Origin of the sequence: Thermomonas sp. HDW16, assembly GCF_011302915.1 — a bacterium.
Taxonomy (GTDB): domain Bacteria; phylum Pseudomonadota; class Gammaproteobacteria; order Xanthomonadales; family Xanthomonadaceae; genus Thermomonas.
This window is the reverse complement of the sequence record NZ_CP049872.1, coordinates 916,261-931,654: the sequence shown is the minus strand read 5'-3', so window position 1 is coordinate 931,654 and position 15,394 is coordinate 916,261. Positions and strand designations below refer to the sequence as shown.

The 15,394-nt window shown below is 61.6% G+C and carries 9 protein-coding genes; 1 reads left to right on the top strand and 8 read right to left on the bottom strand.

Going from position 1 to position 15,394, the window contains the following annotated elements; translation table 11 throughout:
* Nucleotides 1-67 precede the first annotated feature (67 nt).
* From G7079_RS04150 to G7079_RS04115, 8 genes are all read right to left on the bottom strand, one after another.
* Entirely contained in the window at nt 68-946 is an 879-nt protein-coding gene (locus G7079_RS04150) for a DUF4097 family beta strand repeat-containing protein (protein WP_166055836.1), read from the bottom strand.
* A 25-nt stretch (nt 947-971) separates the two neighbouring features.
* Nucleotides 972-1,517 (bottom strand): hypothetical protein, encoded by a 546-nt coding sequence (locus tag G7079_RS04145; protein WP_166055835.1) that lies wholly within the window; start codon nt 1,515-1,517, stop codon nt 972-974.
* A complete protein-coding gene (locus G7079_RS04140) occupies nt 1,514-2,086 on the bottom strand; it encodes a sigma-70 family RNA polymerase sigma factor (protein ID WP_240906237.1) in 573 nt (190 codons plus the stop codon). The genes G7079_RS04145 and G7079_RS04140 overlap by 4 nt, the downstream gene beginning before the upstream one ends.
* A 133-nt stretch (nt 2,087-2,219) precedes the next feature.
* The gene (locus G7079_RS04135) at nt 2,220-5,267 is read right to left on the bottom strand and encodes a TonB-dependent receptor (RefSeq protein ID WP_240906236.1); all 3,048 of its coding nucleotides are present in this window, start codon (nt 5,265-5,267) and stop codon (nt 2,220-2,222) included.
* A 293-nt stretch (nt 5,268-5,560) separates the two neighbouring features.
* On the bottom strand, nt 5,561-7,036 hold the full coding sequence (locus G7079_RS04130) for a sulfotransferase (protein ID WP_166055829.1): 1,476 nt from the start codon (nt 7,034-7,036) through the stop codon (nt 5,561-5,563).
* A 126-nt stretch (nt 7,037-7,162) separates the two neighbouring features.
* A complete protein-coding gene (locus tag G7079_RS04125; RefSeq protein ID WP_166055827.1) occupies nt 7,163-10,267 on the bottom strand; it encodes a carboxypeptidase regulatory-like domain-containing protein in 3,105 nt (1,034 codons plus the stop codon).
* Between the two features lie 53 nt (nt 10,268-10,320).
* On the bottom strand, nt 10,321-12,102 hold the full coding sequence (locus tag G7079_RS04120; protein WP_166055822.1) for a phosphoenolpyruvate carboxykinase (GTP): 1,782 nt from the start codon (nt 12,100-12,102) through the stop codon (nt 10,321-10,323).
* Between the two features lie 68 nt (nt 12,103-12,170).
* Nucleotides 12,171-12,746, bottom strand: a complete 576-nt coding sequence (locus tag G7079_RS04115) for a TetR/AcrR family transcriptional regulator (protein WP_166055821.1) — start codon at nt 12,744-12,746, stop codon at nt 12,171-12,173.
* Between the two features lie 167 nt (nt 12,747-12,913).
* On the opposite strand from G7079_RS04115, the gene G7079_RS04110 reads away from it, so the two are divergent.
* Nucleotides 12,914-15,391 carry an acyl-CoA dehydrogenase gene (locus G7079_RS04110; protein ID WP_166055819.1) on the top strand — a complete coding sequence of 826 codons (2,478 nt, stop codon included), beginning with the start codon at nt 12,914-12,916 and terminating at the stop codon, nt 15,389-15,391.
* Nucleotides 15,392-15,394 lie beyond the last annotated feature (3 nt).

The window sequence follows — 15,394 nt, the reverse complement described above, 5'->3', positions numbered from 1 at the left end:
CGCGCGCAACAACGAAAGGCCGCATCATGGATGCGGCCTTCGCGTTTCCGGGAATCGAATCGCCGGACTATTGCAGGCGCAAGCTGGCGTCGCCGGAGAACGTCTCCATCCGCACCTCGCCCTTGCCCGCGCCATAGCGGGTACGGAAGCTGGAACCGGGGCCGAATTCCTCGCGCTGGATCTTCGCACCGGGGGCGCTTAGATCACCGCTGAAACTTTCGCCGGAGACTTCCGCCGACAAGTCGCGTGGCGCGATCAGGGTCAAGTCGCCGCTCACGCTTTCCATGCTGATCTCGCCATCGGCGGCCAATGCCAGCGTCACTTCGACATCGCCGGACACCGTGCTGGCCGACAGTTTGCGCAGGCGTTCGCCACGGTTGTCCACGTGCAGGTTGCCGGACACGGTTTCCACCGAGACCTCACCATTGAGGCGACCGTTGAGGGTCAGGTCACCGCTGACCGCACTGGCGCTCACGTCGCCGCTGTTGAAGGTCAGCGTCACATCGCCACTCACCGACTCCACCGAAGCGCGGCGCGGCGCGCCGTTGGCGACGATATCGCCGCTTACCGACTCCAGCGACAATTCGCGTGGGGCCACGCCGTGCACATCGATATCCGCCGAGACGGTGTTCACCTCGAGCTCGGCCTGCAGCGGCACCTGCACGATCAAAATGGTCGGCTCGGTGTTGTTGGCGCGGTTCGGGTACTTCACTTCGATATGCAGCGCGCCCTTGTCGCCTTCTACCGAGAATTTCTGCACGCCGGCACCCAGGCTGCCGGTGATCTTCACTTCCGACCGATCCCAGGCGCGTACTTCCACGCGCCCCTTCAGGTTGTCGATCTCGACGCGGCCGCGGGGATCCAGCGGATGGGATTGGTTGATCGGAGTGGCGGCCAGCGCCGGGAATGCGGCGACGCAGGCGATCGTCAAGATCGCGGCTTTCATGGACAGTGACATCGTCTTCGACTCCTCAGGCGTAGAGCGCACGGCGCGACAGCGCGAGCCGGCGGGTATAGGTATCGCGCAAGCGCTGCAGCAACAGGCGCGAGTTCGGATCGCGTTGCAACGCATCGCGGATTTCAGCAGCACTGCGATCCAGCGCATCCAGGCCCGGCTGCCACCCGGCGGGGGTGGCATGCGCATCGAGTTCACGTAGCGCGGCCTGATATTGCACGGTCAGGGTTTCGGCTTCGCGCTGCACGAGCGGCATCCTCGCCGTTTGCGGGCCGTTTGCAATCGGCGTAGCGGACATGACGGACACCGGGCCGACAGGCTGCATCTTCCAAGTCACCCCGACCACGAGGAGCAGCGAAGCCGCCGTGGCCAATGGCCACAGCCACCGCTGGTGCGGTCGCGGACTCGTGGTCGGTGCGTGTTGCGGCAAGGCGGCGATGCGAGCCGCGATGCCGGGCCACAAATCGGCGGCGGGTTCTGTTCCCTGGCGCAGGCCACGCAGTGCCAGGCGAAGCTCGGCTTCGCCGATGGAAGATCGCTTTTCGTCGATGCGTTCGTTCATGCCATTTCTCCGATCCGCGTACGCAGCAAGCCGCGTGCGCGGTGCAACTGCGCCTTGGAACTGCCGACCGCCATGCCTAGTTCCTCGGCGATCTCCTCGTGCTTCCAGCCTTCGACGTCATGCAGCACCAGCACCGCCCGCGCCCGCGGCGGTAGGGTCGCCACCGCACGCGCAAGATCGCGACCGAGCGCGGCGCGACCGGCGGTATCCGGCGTCGACAGGGATTCCAGCGCGTCCTCGTCATCGTCCGCCAGTGGCCGGCTGCGGCGCGCGCGCAACTCCATCAGCGCGGTATTCACCGCCAGCCGATGCAGCCAAGTCGAGATCGCGCTTTCGAAGCGGAAGCCAGGCAGCGCCTGCCAGGCGCGCACGAATGCTTCCTGGGTCAGGTCCTCTGCGCGTGCCCCGGCCTGCCCGACCAGCCGCACGATCACCCCGTGCACCCGCCGGTGGTGGCGCCGGTACAGCAATTCGAACGCAGCCATGTCCGCAGCCGCCGCACGACGCGCCAGCACCACGTCCTCGCCCGCATCGAACGGGGCGATCTCGCTATCGGCAGTGGATGGCATCGGCATGGTCTGCATCAGCATACTCAGTACGATGCGGCGTCAAGACAATGGGTTTAACCAGGCACCGTATCTTGCACAAAAAAAAACCGGCCCCATCACTGGGGCCGGCCGACTACAAGACGTTGCTCAACGATTAGAAATCGTAGCGAACGGTGAAGCGGACAGTGCGCGGAGCTGTGTAGTACGACACCTTGTTGAAGGTCGGATCAACCGTACTACGCGAGTTGGCCGAGCGCGGGTTGAACGCGGTCGCCGTCTGCGTGTCGAACAGGTTGAGCACGTCCACCGAAGCCGTCAAGCCTTCCAGCCAGTTCGGGGTATAAGTGAAGTTCACGTTGAAGGTAGCGGTCAACGGACCCGTACCTGCGCTGCCACGCGGGGAGAACCTGTAGTCCGGGGAAGCCGGAAGGATGGCACCCGAGTAGTCCACACCTGCCACAGCACCCGGAGGCGGGTTGTTGCCCGGCACGCCGCAGTAGAAGTAGTAGAAGCCGTTGTTGTACAGACCGGTCTTCGCATACGGCCAGTAGCTCTTGCAGTCCTTCGGACGGCCGCTCTGAACGATGGCAGAACCACCCACGCGGAACTGGTCGCTCAGCTTCACCGAGCCAAACAGCTTCACCTGATGCTTGCGGTGGTTCGGCAGCAGACCATCGGCACCAAACGCCAGTTCAGGCAAATCCCAGTCCGAGGTCACGGAGACGTCGGCCTGGCCACCGTTACCGGTATCGAGCGAGGAGTTCAACTGGCCTTCGGCGTTACCCCAGTTCTTCGACAGGGTGTATTCGATCTTGGCGAACAAGTCGTCCTGCACGTACTGCGCGTACAGATCCAGAGCGAAGTACTTGCGCTTCAGTTTCGGGAAGCCCAACTCTTCGGCGGTGTAGCTTTGTTCGGTGTAGGTGCCATCGCCGTTCGGGATCAGGAAGGTCGCTGCCTCACCCGGGTTGAAGATTCGGCACTCGCTCGGGCAGGTATCGTCAATCGCGCTCTTGAGGTCACGATAGGTCAACTTGGCGCCCCACGAGAGCACATCGCTTTCAACACGCTGCATGCCGAGGATGAACTCATCCTGGTAGTGCGCCTTCAGGTCCTTGATGGCAACGGTGGCCGGATCCGGCGCGGTACCGCATTCCAGATTGGTCGAAACGCCGCCGTTGGCGCATTGCTTGCTGGTATTCAACAACGGAATCGCATTCGTACCGATCGGCGTGCCATCAGCCGCGATGCCGGTATAGGTGAAGTACTGCTGCGTGTTCGTCGATGCGTTGGCGCCACGGATGGCCACGTTGTTTGGCAGGGCCAAGTGGTAACGGCCCGCGTTACCGAATACCTTGAACGAGGAATCACCGTTCACGTCCCAGCTGAAGCCCAGGCGCGGCGCCCAGTTGTTCTTCTGCTCGACGTAGGCCAGATGGTCGCCGTTGTAGTTGGTGAAGCTGTCATTGCGCAAGCCCAACGACAGCAACAGGTTGTCGGTCACCTGCCAACGGTCTTCGATGTACCAAGCCTTTTGCTTGGTGGATACCGAGCCACCATGCGACGAATAATTCTTCGACACGTAGTAACCATCGGTGCCGTAGCCGCCACCGCTGGCCGGGGAGCCCACGCCGTCACTGCCGCTGATGGCTTCGTTCGGATTGGCGAGCTTGCCGTACGACCAGATGTAGCCGGGACCGGTGTAACGGTCGCCGATGTAGGACACGGCTTCGAACTGATCCAGACCCGCGCGGAGTTCATGGTCGCCGAGCTGATAGGTGACGTCGAAACGATAACCCTTGGTCTTGTCCTGGCTCGGGTCGACAACCGTCAGGTACGGCTGCGGATTGGTGATGCCGGCGAACTGTGTCGGCACGGTGGTGGCGCTGAGCGCGTTGATGTACGTCTTGCTCGCGTCATAGCCACTCAATGCATCCGGAACGTGGTCGACTGTCTGCTCGCCGTACTGGGCAGAGATGGTCAGGTTGTCCGTCAGGTAGCCGGTGTACTTGCCAATGTACAGGCGCGAGTTGTCTTCGGTGGAATGCGGACCGTTGTAACTCACGTCATTGCGCGTGAAGGTGTCGTAGTCGAAACCGAAGTATTCGTAGTCGGTCTTGCCGTTGTCTTGAACAGCGGTCAATTCCAGGATGTGGTCATCGGTGATGTTCCAGTCGGCCTTCGCTGTCCAGCGCGGATAGGTGTAGTTGTACACACCATAAGCCTGGGCGCGGTTGGTCGCGGAGATTGCCGACGCGCCCGTCGAAGTCTTGCCTTGCAGGTTGCCCGTGACGCGAGACGTTTCCTGGTCGATTTCGGTGCGCTCGACGTTCGCATACACGAACAGGCGATCCTTCCAGATCGGACCGGCCGCCCACAGACCGTAGGTCAGGCTTTCCGACTTGTTGCCGCGGTTGTAGTCGAACAACTTGTTGTCCGTCCAAGCCTGCGGCCGGGTATTGTCAGCGGCATAGTGGCTAGCCGCGCTGTAATGGCCGGTATCCGGGTAAAAGATGTCCTTCGCCGAGGATCGCAGCGAATCCGGCGAGTAGATGGCGTAAACGCCACCATGCCATTCGTTGGTGCCCCTCTTGGTGATCAGGCTGACCACGCCACCCGTGGAACGACCGTACTCGGCGCCATAACCGCCGGTCAGCACCTGCTGCTGGGCAATGGAGTCGAAGCCCAATGTGGTCGCACCCAGATTGGTCAGCGGATTGGTGACCGGGAAGCCGTTGATGTAGTAGGCATTCTCAGAAGCCGCCGAGCCGCCAAAGCTGCCGATGTTGGACTGGGCGAAGTTGTAACTCGTACTGTTGATGACGCCCGGGGCCAGCAAGGCCACGGCGTTGACATCACGCGGCAACGCGAATTTTTTCAGATCCTCGGCCGTGAACACGGTACGTGTATCGGTCTGGGAAACGTCGACGTCCATGGTCTGGGAACCGACCACGACAACGGCATCCAGATTGGTCGCGCCGCCGAAATCGACCTGCGCACCGCTGCCGACCCTGACGACCACGTCACGGGTGCTTCCGCCCGACGTGACCTTGTAACTGCCTGCCGGCAGCGACACGACATTGTAGGAACCACTCGCATCCACGGTCACGTTGCGGGTCAGCCCCGTTTCGCTGACGATGGTGACGGTCTGGCCGGCGTCGGCCTTGCCGAAAATCGAGCCGCTGGTGCTCTGCGCTTGCACGCCGCCAGCAAAGCAAAGACCCAGAGCGACGGTAAGCGCGCTCCGCTTCAGGCCTTTAGTAATGTATTTAGAAGCCATTGTGAAACCCCCATTGGGACAAAGTGACCAAGATGTACGTCTGGCCTGAAGTGGCCTGACCTCCCGACTATAAAACAAGAAACGAATCTTTAACAAGCCAGTCAGCACGCATTCAAGTCAACATCCCCGTATTCAGTTTCAAATTGGGCGGCAATTGTTCGAATTGGCCGGTAATTGGCATCTAGGGCACATTCGGTGCCGCCCTGCGCCTGAAACTAGGCGTCGCCCGACAGACCTCCTCGAAGGGCCTCGATTAGCGGCTGCATCTGATGCAGATAGGGCACGTAGCGGGGCGTGTCACGCCGTGTCACGCTCTGACGCACCTGCACCGAGCTGGCCGTGGCGACCGCTCGCGTGCTACTGCGGGAGTCGGCCATCTCCGGGACAAAGTCCACCCCGCAGAAATCCGCCACCTTACGCATCACGGTTTCAGGATCGCGGGCGAGATCGGCGTACTGCACATCCAATATCCGCCCTGGATATGCGCCATGCCAATGCGCCATCAGACGATGGTATTGCAGGTAATACTCCGCCAACTCCATCTGGCTGTATGAGTATGGATTCGCATCGGAGAACAGCTCGCGTAGATTGGAGAAACAGGTCTCGACCGGATCGCGCACCATATGCAGCATCTTGGCGTGCGGCAGCGCACGGCAAATGAAGCCGATGTTGAGGAAATTCGAGGGTAGCTTGTCGGTGAAGAACTGCTCGTCGCCCAATCGCCACGCCATACTGTCTTGATAGCGCTTGCCGACTTCAGTGAAGTCAATCCCCTTCGCCCTTTCTACAATGGCGCGATCGGTTACCCCCCTGCTGAATCGATTTGTTGCGTAACGCATCGCACTGGCGAAGTCGTACACCTCGCCAATACCCTTCACGTTCGGACTGCCATCCAACAACTGTTCCAGCAGGGTGGTACCGGAACGATGCATGCCGACAATGAACAGCGGTGTTGCCCCTGCGCCGCGAGGATGGCCAGCGATCGATTGCGCCACTGGGAATGCGATCAAGTCATCGAACAGCCTACGGTTGTCCTCCACGTCATACTGCGCTGTTTCGCGCTTCCTGCGACAGGCCTGCTCCAGCGCACGCCAAGCCCCGTCATAGTCGCCGAGGTCATCAAGTTCCTTGTGCAGGGCGTATTGCAGCAGTGCGATCTCGTCGTTGCGACGGCCCGGTCTATGCAATTGCGCCCTGATCCCTGCGACATGATTTGATTGCTCGGTTTGCCGGTCGATCCGAGAAAGCAGCCACCAACCATGCGCAAGTTCCGGTGCGCGTTTCAGGCAATGCATTACCTCCGCCCTGGCCTCGTCAAATCGCCCGTGATACATGAGCGTCTGGCCACGTGCGAGTAACGTCGGAGGGAATTCGGGATCACCGCGCCTGGCTTCATCGATATACCGCAACGCATTGTCCAACTCGCCAAGATAGACAAATTGAGCCGCGCACGACAGCAGCAGAGGAATCGGCATGCATTCGATGGGGCCAAGCAAGTGGAGATAGCGCTTGAGCGCTTCGACTTCATTGAACACGCGAAGACGTTCGATGATTTGCCTAGCAACGACCGGATTACGGATCGTGTGAGCGCTGGCACGCAAGACATATTCACGCGCCGCACGGTAGTTACCCGCCGACGACTCGACCGATGAGAGGCGCAGGAGCTCCGATTGATTGATCAAGACAGTCATCGGCAACCCCGAAACACCCTCTCTGTACGACCAAGTCTGTCAAGAATTCGCGGCGATTCTCGACGCCAAAAAAAGAACCGCCGGAGTCTCCACCGGCGGTTCTACGTTACAACATCGATTTAGGGATTACTTGGTGCCGAAATCGTACTGCACGGTGAACTGCACGGAACGAGGAGCGACAAAACCGCGTGGTTGGCGATAGGTGGAAAGCGGTTCGCGGGAATCGTCCTCGTAAACATCCTGCACGCGGTAGTAGTCACCGCTGTCGAGCAGATTGTTCACATTGACGCCCAACAGAAGTCCCTTCGCCCATTGCGGTTCATAGGTCAGGTTCAGGTCGACAGTTTGCGCCCATGGAATGCGCCCGCTTGTTCCACGCGGATGCAGTGTGCCCGGATAGGCCTGCGTTACGTTCGTACCGCAATAGAACGACGCCGCACCATACCCCGGTGCGCCAGTGTCAGGACCATCCGCCGGGTAAACGCCGAAGCAGTTGTACGGACGGCCGCTCTGCATCAACAAATTGGCACCTACGCGCCATTCGTCGTTGATCTGGTATGCGCCGAACAGTTTCAGGCTGTGGCGACGATCATTCGGCAGATAGCCGTATGCTCCGTCCATCAAACCCGGGTAGTCAAAGTCCTGGGTGATGCCGGCGTCGTCCTGGCCATTGTCCGACTTCACATAGCCTTCGGTGTTGCCGATGCTCTTGGCGAAGGTGTAGGAACCCTGCAGGAACCACTTGTCGTCCCAAGCGCGCTCGAAGAACACTTCCAACGCCTGATACTTGCGCTTCGCCAGCGGCATCCCAAGCGCCTCGGCCGGGATGACGATGGTGGTCAAGTTGCCGCTGCCGTCCAAATCGACGTTCATCGACAGATCCTTGCCCGGGTTGGTCAGGAAGCAGTGATTCACGGCCGAGCCGATGGCATCGGCCTCATCTTCCGAGTAACCCTCGCTGATCGCCCAGTTGTACGGCTCGTCGTACGGGCAAATATCGTCCATGCCCGACTTCAGGTCACGATGGATGCCACGCACACCCAGCGACCACTTTTCGTTCAGCTGAACCTGCATACCGAGGATGTATTCGTCCTGGTACAGCGGCGAGATGTTGTTGTCGACAACGGTCTTCGGGTCGGGCACGCCGCCACCACTGGTGACATGGGTATCGCCCACCTTGACCAAGCCGCCCGGAATGCCGGTGACAGGGTCGATCGAGGTAAAGGTGTACCAGTCGAAGTAGTCGCTCTCCGCGCCAGCAAGGCGGACGTTGGTATTGGCGTACACCGGAATGTAGTAACGGCCGATGTTGCCGAACACCTTCATCGTGGAATCACCCTTGACGTCCCACGAGAAGCCGAAGCGCGGCGCCCAGGTGTTCTTCACGTCGATGAAAACGCCGCCCAGCGAATTGTAATTCTGGAACGCCTCGTTTCGAATGCCGCCGTACAACATGAAGTTGTCGGTGATCTGCCAGGTGTCCTCGAGGTACCAAGCGGAATTCTTGGTGAGGAAGTCGCCACCGTTGTCGAAATGGCGGAAACGCACCATTTCCGTCACGCCAGCGGGGACGATCGCACCATTCGTCAACTCGGTGCCCGGCGTGGTGTTGGCATAGTTCCAACGACCGTTGCCGGAATAGGACGAACCGTCGTGGGTATCGAACTCCTCGCGGTCAAGACCGAAGCGGATCACGTGATCGCCCAGCGCCCACTCGCCATCCACGCGCCAAGACTTGCGGACATCGCCAGCATCGGGAATGCCGACCACACCGGTCACCCAGCAACCCTGGACGCCAAGCGGACCTACGGTTGCAGTGGTACGAGCGTCCTGAACGATCGGGCAGCTCAGCGAATTGGAATCCTCGCTGCCGCGTGAGTACTCGCCGCGGCCATACAGCGCGGACAGAGTGAAGCTGTCGGTCAGATAGCCCGTCCAGCGCAGGACGTAGTTGTCGCCACCCCTCGTCGTGTCAAGCGTGCCAAGCGGAGTACCGCCGCCAATGGTCAAGTCGCCAGGGGTACGCTGGTAAAACTGGGTGTGTTCTTCGCGGCGGTCGCGGAACGCGGTGAATTCAAGCAGATGGTTGTCCGTGATGTTCCAGTCCAGCTTGATCAAGCCTTGCGGCGACTTGCGCTCGGCAGCGCTGCTGCCGCTCTCGAAACGATCATCAGTCTGGAGTTTTTCGCCCTGGTACAAGCCGAAAATGAACAGGCGATCCTTGATCAGCGGGCCACTGGCGTACAAGTTATAGACCAGCGAATCTTCCTTTGCGCCACGCTCGACCGTGTAGTTTCCATCGCGATCCGGGTCATAGGTAAAACGGGCACCTTCATTGAGGCTGTCCGGCGACCAGATGATGTTGCCGCCGAACTTCCAGTCATTGGTGCCGCGCTTGGTGATCATGTTCACCACGCCACCCAGCGAACGGCCGAACTCGGCGCCGTAACCGCCCGTCTTGACCTGCTGCTCTGCCAACGCCTCGAAGGGCAACTGGCTGAATGCAGTGCCCGTCACGATGTTGGTGACGTTGAAACCATTGATGTAGTACACGTTCTCGGCAACTGAAGCGCCACCGAACGATGCGAGGTTGCCGAAACGGCTGTCGCCGCGCACGGTACCCGGCGCCAGCAAAGCAACCGCGGTCGTGTTGCGCTGCACCGGCAGCCGGTCGATCTGCGCTTCAGTCAGGATGGTGCTCGATTCGACGGACGAGACATCGATCGGGTTGACCGCGCCGCTACCCACAACGGTGACGGTATCGAGCGTGGTGGCATTACCGCCAGAGGTCACAAAGTCGATATTCGCGGAAGTACCGACATTAACCGTCACGTTACGCGGTGCAGAGCCATTGTGAGTGATCTGGTATTGACCGGTCGGCAACTGCGAGAAGCGATAGTTGCCATCCGCACCAACGGTCACCGTGCGGCTGAAGCCGGTCGACGGATTGGCGATGGTAATGGTGTCACCGGATGCAGCGTGGCCCGTGACCGCGCCTGCGGTATTGGTCTGAGCCTGGACGCCGCCGATGAAGCACAGACCCAGAGCAACGGTCAACGCGCTCCGCTTCAGGCCATTGGCAATGAAATTATTTGAAGCCATTTTTTGGAAACTCCCATGGGGTTTTGGGGAATGCATATCCGGCCTCAAGCGGCCTGACCCCCTCAAATATAGAACGGCGAACGAATCATTAACAAGTGACTTTGTGCCTATTCGCCAGAGTCCTCGCATTCATAGTTCCTTATGCACTCGCCGGCGCCTAGTTCACTAAAGCTGCGAATTTTTTATCGAAGCGCATCTGCGACGCGTCTCTGCTCCACTTTCAACGCTTCGGGCATCCGCGGCCCGTATTCATCTAGATACTCGCCGATGCTGGCGAACTCGGCTTGCCACCCCGCCTTGTCGTAGCCGAACAGCCTGGTTCGTGCTTCATCGGACAGCTCGATGCCATCGAGGTTGAGATCGGTTTGCGAAGGCAGATGCCCGATCGGGGTCTCCACCGCATCCGCCTTGTCCTCGACGCGCTTGATCATCCACTCCAGCACGCGCAGGTTGTCGCCGAAGCCGGGCCACAGGAACTTGCCGTCGTCGCCTTTGCGGAACCAATTGACGTGGAAGATTTTCGGCAGCTTCGCACTGGGCTGATCGAACGACAGCCAGTGGGCGAAGTAGTCGGCGAAGTTGTAGCCGCAGAACGGTTTCATCGCCATCGGGTCGCGGCGCATCACGCCGACCGCACCGGTGGCCGCCGCCGTGGTCTCAGAACCCATTGCGGCACCGACCAGCACGCCATGCGTCCAGTCGCGGGCCTCGAATACCAGCGGCACCAGTGACGCGCGGCGGCCACCGAACACGATGGCGCTGATCGGCACGCCTTGCGCGTCTTCGGCCATCGGCGAATAGCTCGGACACTGCTTGGCGCTGACGGTGAAGCGCGAGTTCGGATGGGCGGCAGGCCGTTTGGCCGGATCATAGGCTTCACCGCGCCAGTCGGTGGCGGGCTGCTGGCCGTTGTCGATGCCTTCCCACCACGGCTGGTTGTCGGCAGTGGTGCCGACATTGGTGAAGATGGTGTCGGACTGGATCGAAGCCAGCGCATTGGGGTTGGATTTCTCCGAGGTGCCCGGCGCCACGCCGAAGAAGCCTGCTTCGGGGTTGATCGCGTACAGGCGGCCGTCGGCACCGGGGCGCATCCAGCAGATGTCGTCACCGATGGTCCATACCTTCCAGCCGTCGCGGCGATAGCCTTCCGGCGGAATCAGCATCGCAAGGTTCGTCTTGCCACAGGCGCTGGGGAACGCGGCGGCGATGTAGTGCGTTTCGCCTTGCGGGTTCTCCAGTCCCAGGATCAGCATGTGTTCGGCCAGCCAGCCTTCCTTGCGCGCCTGGTGCGATGCGATGCGCAGCGCATGGCATTTCTTGCCGAGCAGCGCGTTACCGCCATAACCGGAGCCGTACGACTTGATCGTCAGTTCTTCCGGGAAATGCATGATGTAGCGGCGGTTCGGATCGAGCTCGCCGGTGGAGTGCAGGCCTTTCACGAACGTGCCTTCGCGTTCGATGCGCGCCAGCGCGGCGGCACCCATGCGGGTCATGATCCGCATGTTGGCGACCACGTAAGGCGAATCGGTGATCTCCACGCCGCAACGCGACAGCGGCGAATCGATCGGCCCCATGCAGTACGGGATCACGTACATGGTGCGCCCTTCCATGCAGCCGTCGAACAGCGCGTCCATCTTGGCGTGGCCATCGGCAGGCGACATCCAGTGGTTGTTCGGGCCGGCTTCGTCCTGCTCGGGCGTGCAGACAAAGGTCAGGTGTTCGACGCGCGCAACATCGTCGGGATGCGAACGATGCAGCCAGCTGTCCGGATGGGTCTGCTCGTTGAGCTTGATCAGGGTGCCATCGGCCTGCATCTGCGCGATGAGGGCGGCGTTCTCGCCGTCGCTGCCGTCGCACCAGTGGATCGCGGCGGGCTTGGTGAGCAGGGCGATGCCGGCAACCCAGTCATTCAGCGCAGCCAGTTTGCTGGCGGTGGATGCGATGTCTTTCAAATGTGCGTTCATGCATGGCCTTCGGCCCGGACGGGCACCGGTGGAAAGGGAGCGCGCGCTCCGCGATCAGGATTGTCGAATCAGGGTTTCGGGATCAGGGTCGCCATCATGTGTTCGATGTAGCCGTCGAAACCGTCGATGGGCTGGCGTGCCTGGAATTTCGGCAGTTCAAGCTGCAGGAAGCCGACGTACACCGCATAGGTCATACGCGCGCGGTTCAATGCATCTTTCTGGCTCAGGCCAGCTTGCCGGAAGGAACCGAACAGGAAGCCGACCCGGCGTTCCAGCACATGCGCCAGCACCGCCTGCACTGCAGCGTGGTCGCTTGCCTTCAATAGTTCGGAATAAATGATGTGGGTCTTGTTGTGGTGCGCGATCAGGTGGAACAGCGCGCGCAGCCGTTCGGTGGCATCGGTGATCGATTCCAGCGCGCCGTAGGCGTTTTGTTCATCGCGCTCCCAGCGCTCCAGCGCAGCCTGCAAGAGGGCATCGCGGGAGGGAAAATGCCAGTAGAAGCTGCCTTTGGTCACGCCAAGCCGGCGCGCCAATGGCTCCACCGCCACGGAGGAAACGCCGGCATCCGCGATCTGCTCAAGCGCTTCGCGGGCCCAATCATCGGCGCTAAGGCGCCCGCTACGGGGTGATGCTTCGGTCATTGTGTCGGGGCTTCCATACGCTTGCGTTTTGCAGAGTATGCTGAGTTTTTACTCGCTTTTGCCGATTGACAGCGAAAGCACGAGCGCCATACTTATCCGTATGGTAAGCGGCGCTGCAAACGTATGCAACGCTGTTCGTTGAGATCCGCGGTATCCGGAGCCCCGTCATGAGCGTCCTGCTTCCCTTCCTTGCCTTCCTCGTCGCCGGCGCGTTCGCCGCCTATCACCGCCTGCGCCTGGCGGTCTGGGCCGCGTTGACCGGCACCTTACTGGTGGCCTGCTGGCTGCTGGGCGCGAACCTGGCGGCAACCATCACCGCCGCGGTCATCGTGGCCTTGATCGCGGTGCCGCTGCTGATCCCGCAGATACGCAAGCCGTTCATCACCGCGCCGCTGCTGAAGTTCTACACCAAGCTGCTGCCGCCACTGTCCGATACCGAGCGCACTGCGCTTGAATCCGGCACGGTCGGTTTCGAAGGCCAGCTGTTCTCCGGCAAGCCGGACTGGGATCAGCTGTTGAAGCTGCCGAAGCCGGAACTGACCGCCGAGGAACAGGCCTTCCTGGATGGCCCCTGCGAAGAACTGTGCCGGATGGCTGACGACTGGGACATCTGCCACGTCCGCGCCGACCTGCCGCCGGAGATCTGGGAGTACGTCAAGCGCAACAAGTTCTTCGGCCTGAACATTCCGAAGGAATACGGCGGTCTGGGCTTCTCCGCGCTGATGAACCACAAGGTCATCCAGAAGCTGGCCTCGATCAGCACCGTACTCAGCTCCACCGTGGGCGTGCCGAACTCGCTGGGCCCGGCCGAACTGCTGATGCACTACGGTACCGACGAGCAGAAGCGCGACTACCTACCGCGTCTGGCCGACGGCCGTGAAGTGCCCTGCTTCGCACTGACCGGCCCGTTCGCCGGCTCCGACGCCACCTCGATCCCGGACTACGGCATCGTCTGCGAAGGCGAATGGAACGGCGCCAAGGTGCTGGGCATCCGCCTGACCATGGACAAGCGCTACATCACGTTGGCGCCGGTGGCCACGCTGATCGGCGTCGCGTTCCGCATGTACGACCCGGACGGCCTGCTGGGCGACAAGCGCGACATCGGCATCAGCCTGGCGCTGGTGCCGCGCGACACACCCGGTCTGGACATCGGCCGCCGCCACTTCCCGCTCAACTCGCCGTTCCAGAACGGCCCGATCCACGGCAAGGACCTGTTCGTGCCGCTGTCGCAGCTGATTGGTGGTGAAGACTATGCCGGCCAGGGCTGGCGCATGCTGATGGAATGCCTGTCGATCGGCCGTTCGATCACCCTGCCCTCGACCGCCAGCGGCGGCTCGAAGATGGGCGCGGTCGCGGTGGGCAGCTATGCACGCATCCGCAAGCAGTTCGGCCTGTCGGTCGGCCGCTTCGAAGGCGTGGAAGAAGCCCTCGCCCGCATCGCCGGCAATGCCTATGCCTGCAGTGCGTTGAGCGAAGCGACGGCAGCGGCGGTGGCGCGCGGCGAAAACCCCGCCGTGCCGTCCACCATTGCCAAGTACCACTGCACCGAGATGGGCCGCAAGGCGGCCATGGACAGCATGGACATCCTCGGCGGCAAGGGCATCATCCTGGGGCCGCGCAATTTCGCCGGCCGCGCGTGGCAGGCATCGCCGATCGCCATCACGGTGGAAGGCGCGAACATCATGACCCGCAGCCTGATGATCTTCGGCCAAGGCGCGATCCTCTGCCATCCGTGGGTGATGAAGGAAATGAAGGCGGCGCAACTGGCCGATCCGGTCGAGCGCATCGACAAGTTCGATGCCGCATTGTTCGGCCACATCGGTTTCGCGATTTCCAATGCGGTGCGCAGCTGGTGGTATGGCCTGACCGGCAGCAAGATCGGCGTCGCCCCGGGCGATGACGACACCCGCCGTTACTTCCGCAAGCTCAATCGCTATTCCGCCGCGCTGGCGGTGATGGCGGATACCTCGATGCTGCTGCTCGGCGGCAAGCTGAAGTTCAAGGAATCACTGAGCGGCCGCCTGGGCGACGTGCTCAGCCAGCTGTACATCACCAGCGCCATGCTCAAGCGCCACCAGGATGCGGGCAGCCCGGCCGGCGACCAGCCGCTGCTGGCCTATGCCTTCCACGATGCCGTCAACAAGATCGAGACCGCGCTGTCCGGCGCGCTGCGCAACTTCCCGATCCGTCCGGTCGGCTGGTTGCTGTGGTTGGTGATCTTCCCCTGGGGCCGCCGCGCGCAGGCGCCGAGCGACCGCCTGGGCCACAAGGTCGCCAGCCTGCTGATGACGCCCTGCGATGCACGCGAGCGCATGGCCAACGGCGTGTTCACCACGCCGTGCGAAAACAACCCGGCTGGCCGCATCATCAGCTACCTGCCGAAGGTGGTGATGGCCGAACCGGTGGAACGCAAGTTCCTCAAGGCGCTGAAGAACAGCGACATCGAAGCGCTGGAGTTCGTTGCGCAGCTCGACGAAGGCGTGCGCGAAGGCTGGATCACCGCGGACGAGCGCAAGCAGTTGGAAGAACTGCGCGCGATGACCCTGGACGCGATCATGGTCGATGACTTCGAATCCTGGGAACTGCGTTCGGCCGGCTATGCCGTGTTCGATGCGCCGGGAGCCACTGGACGCGAGGCGGCCTGACCC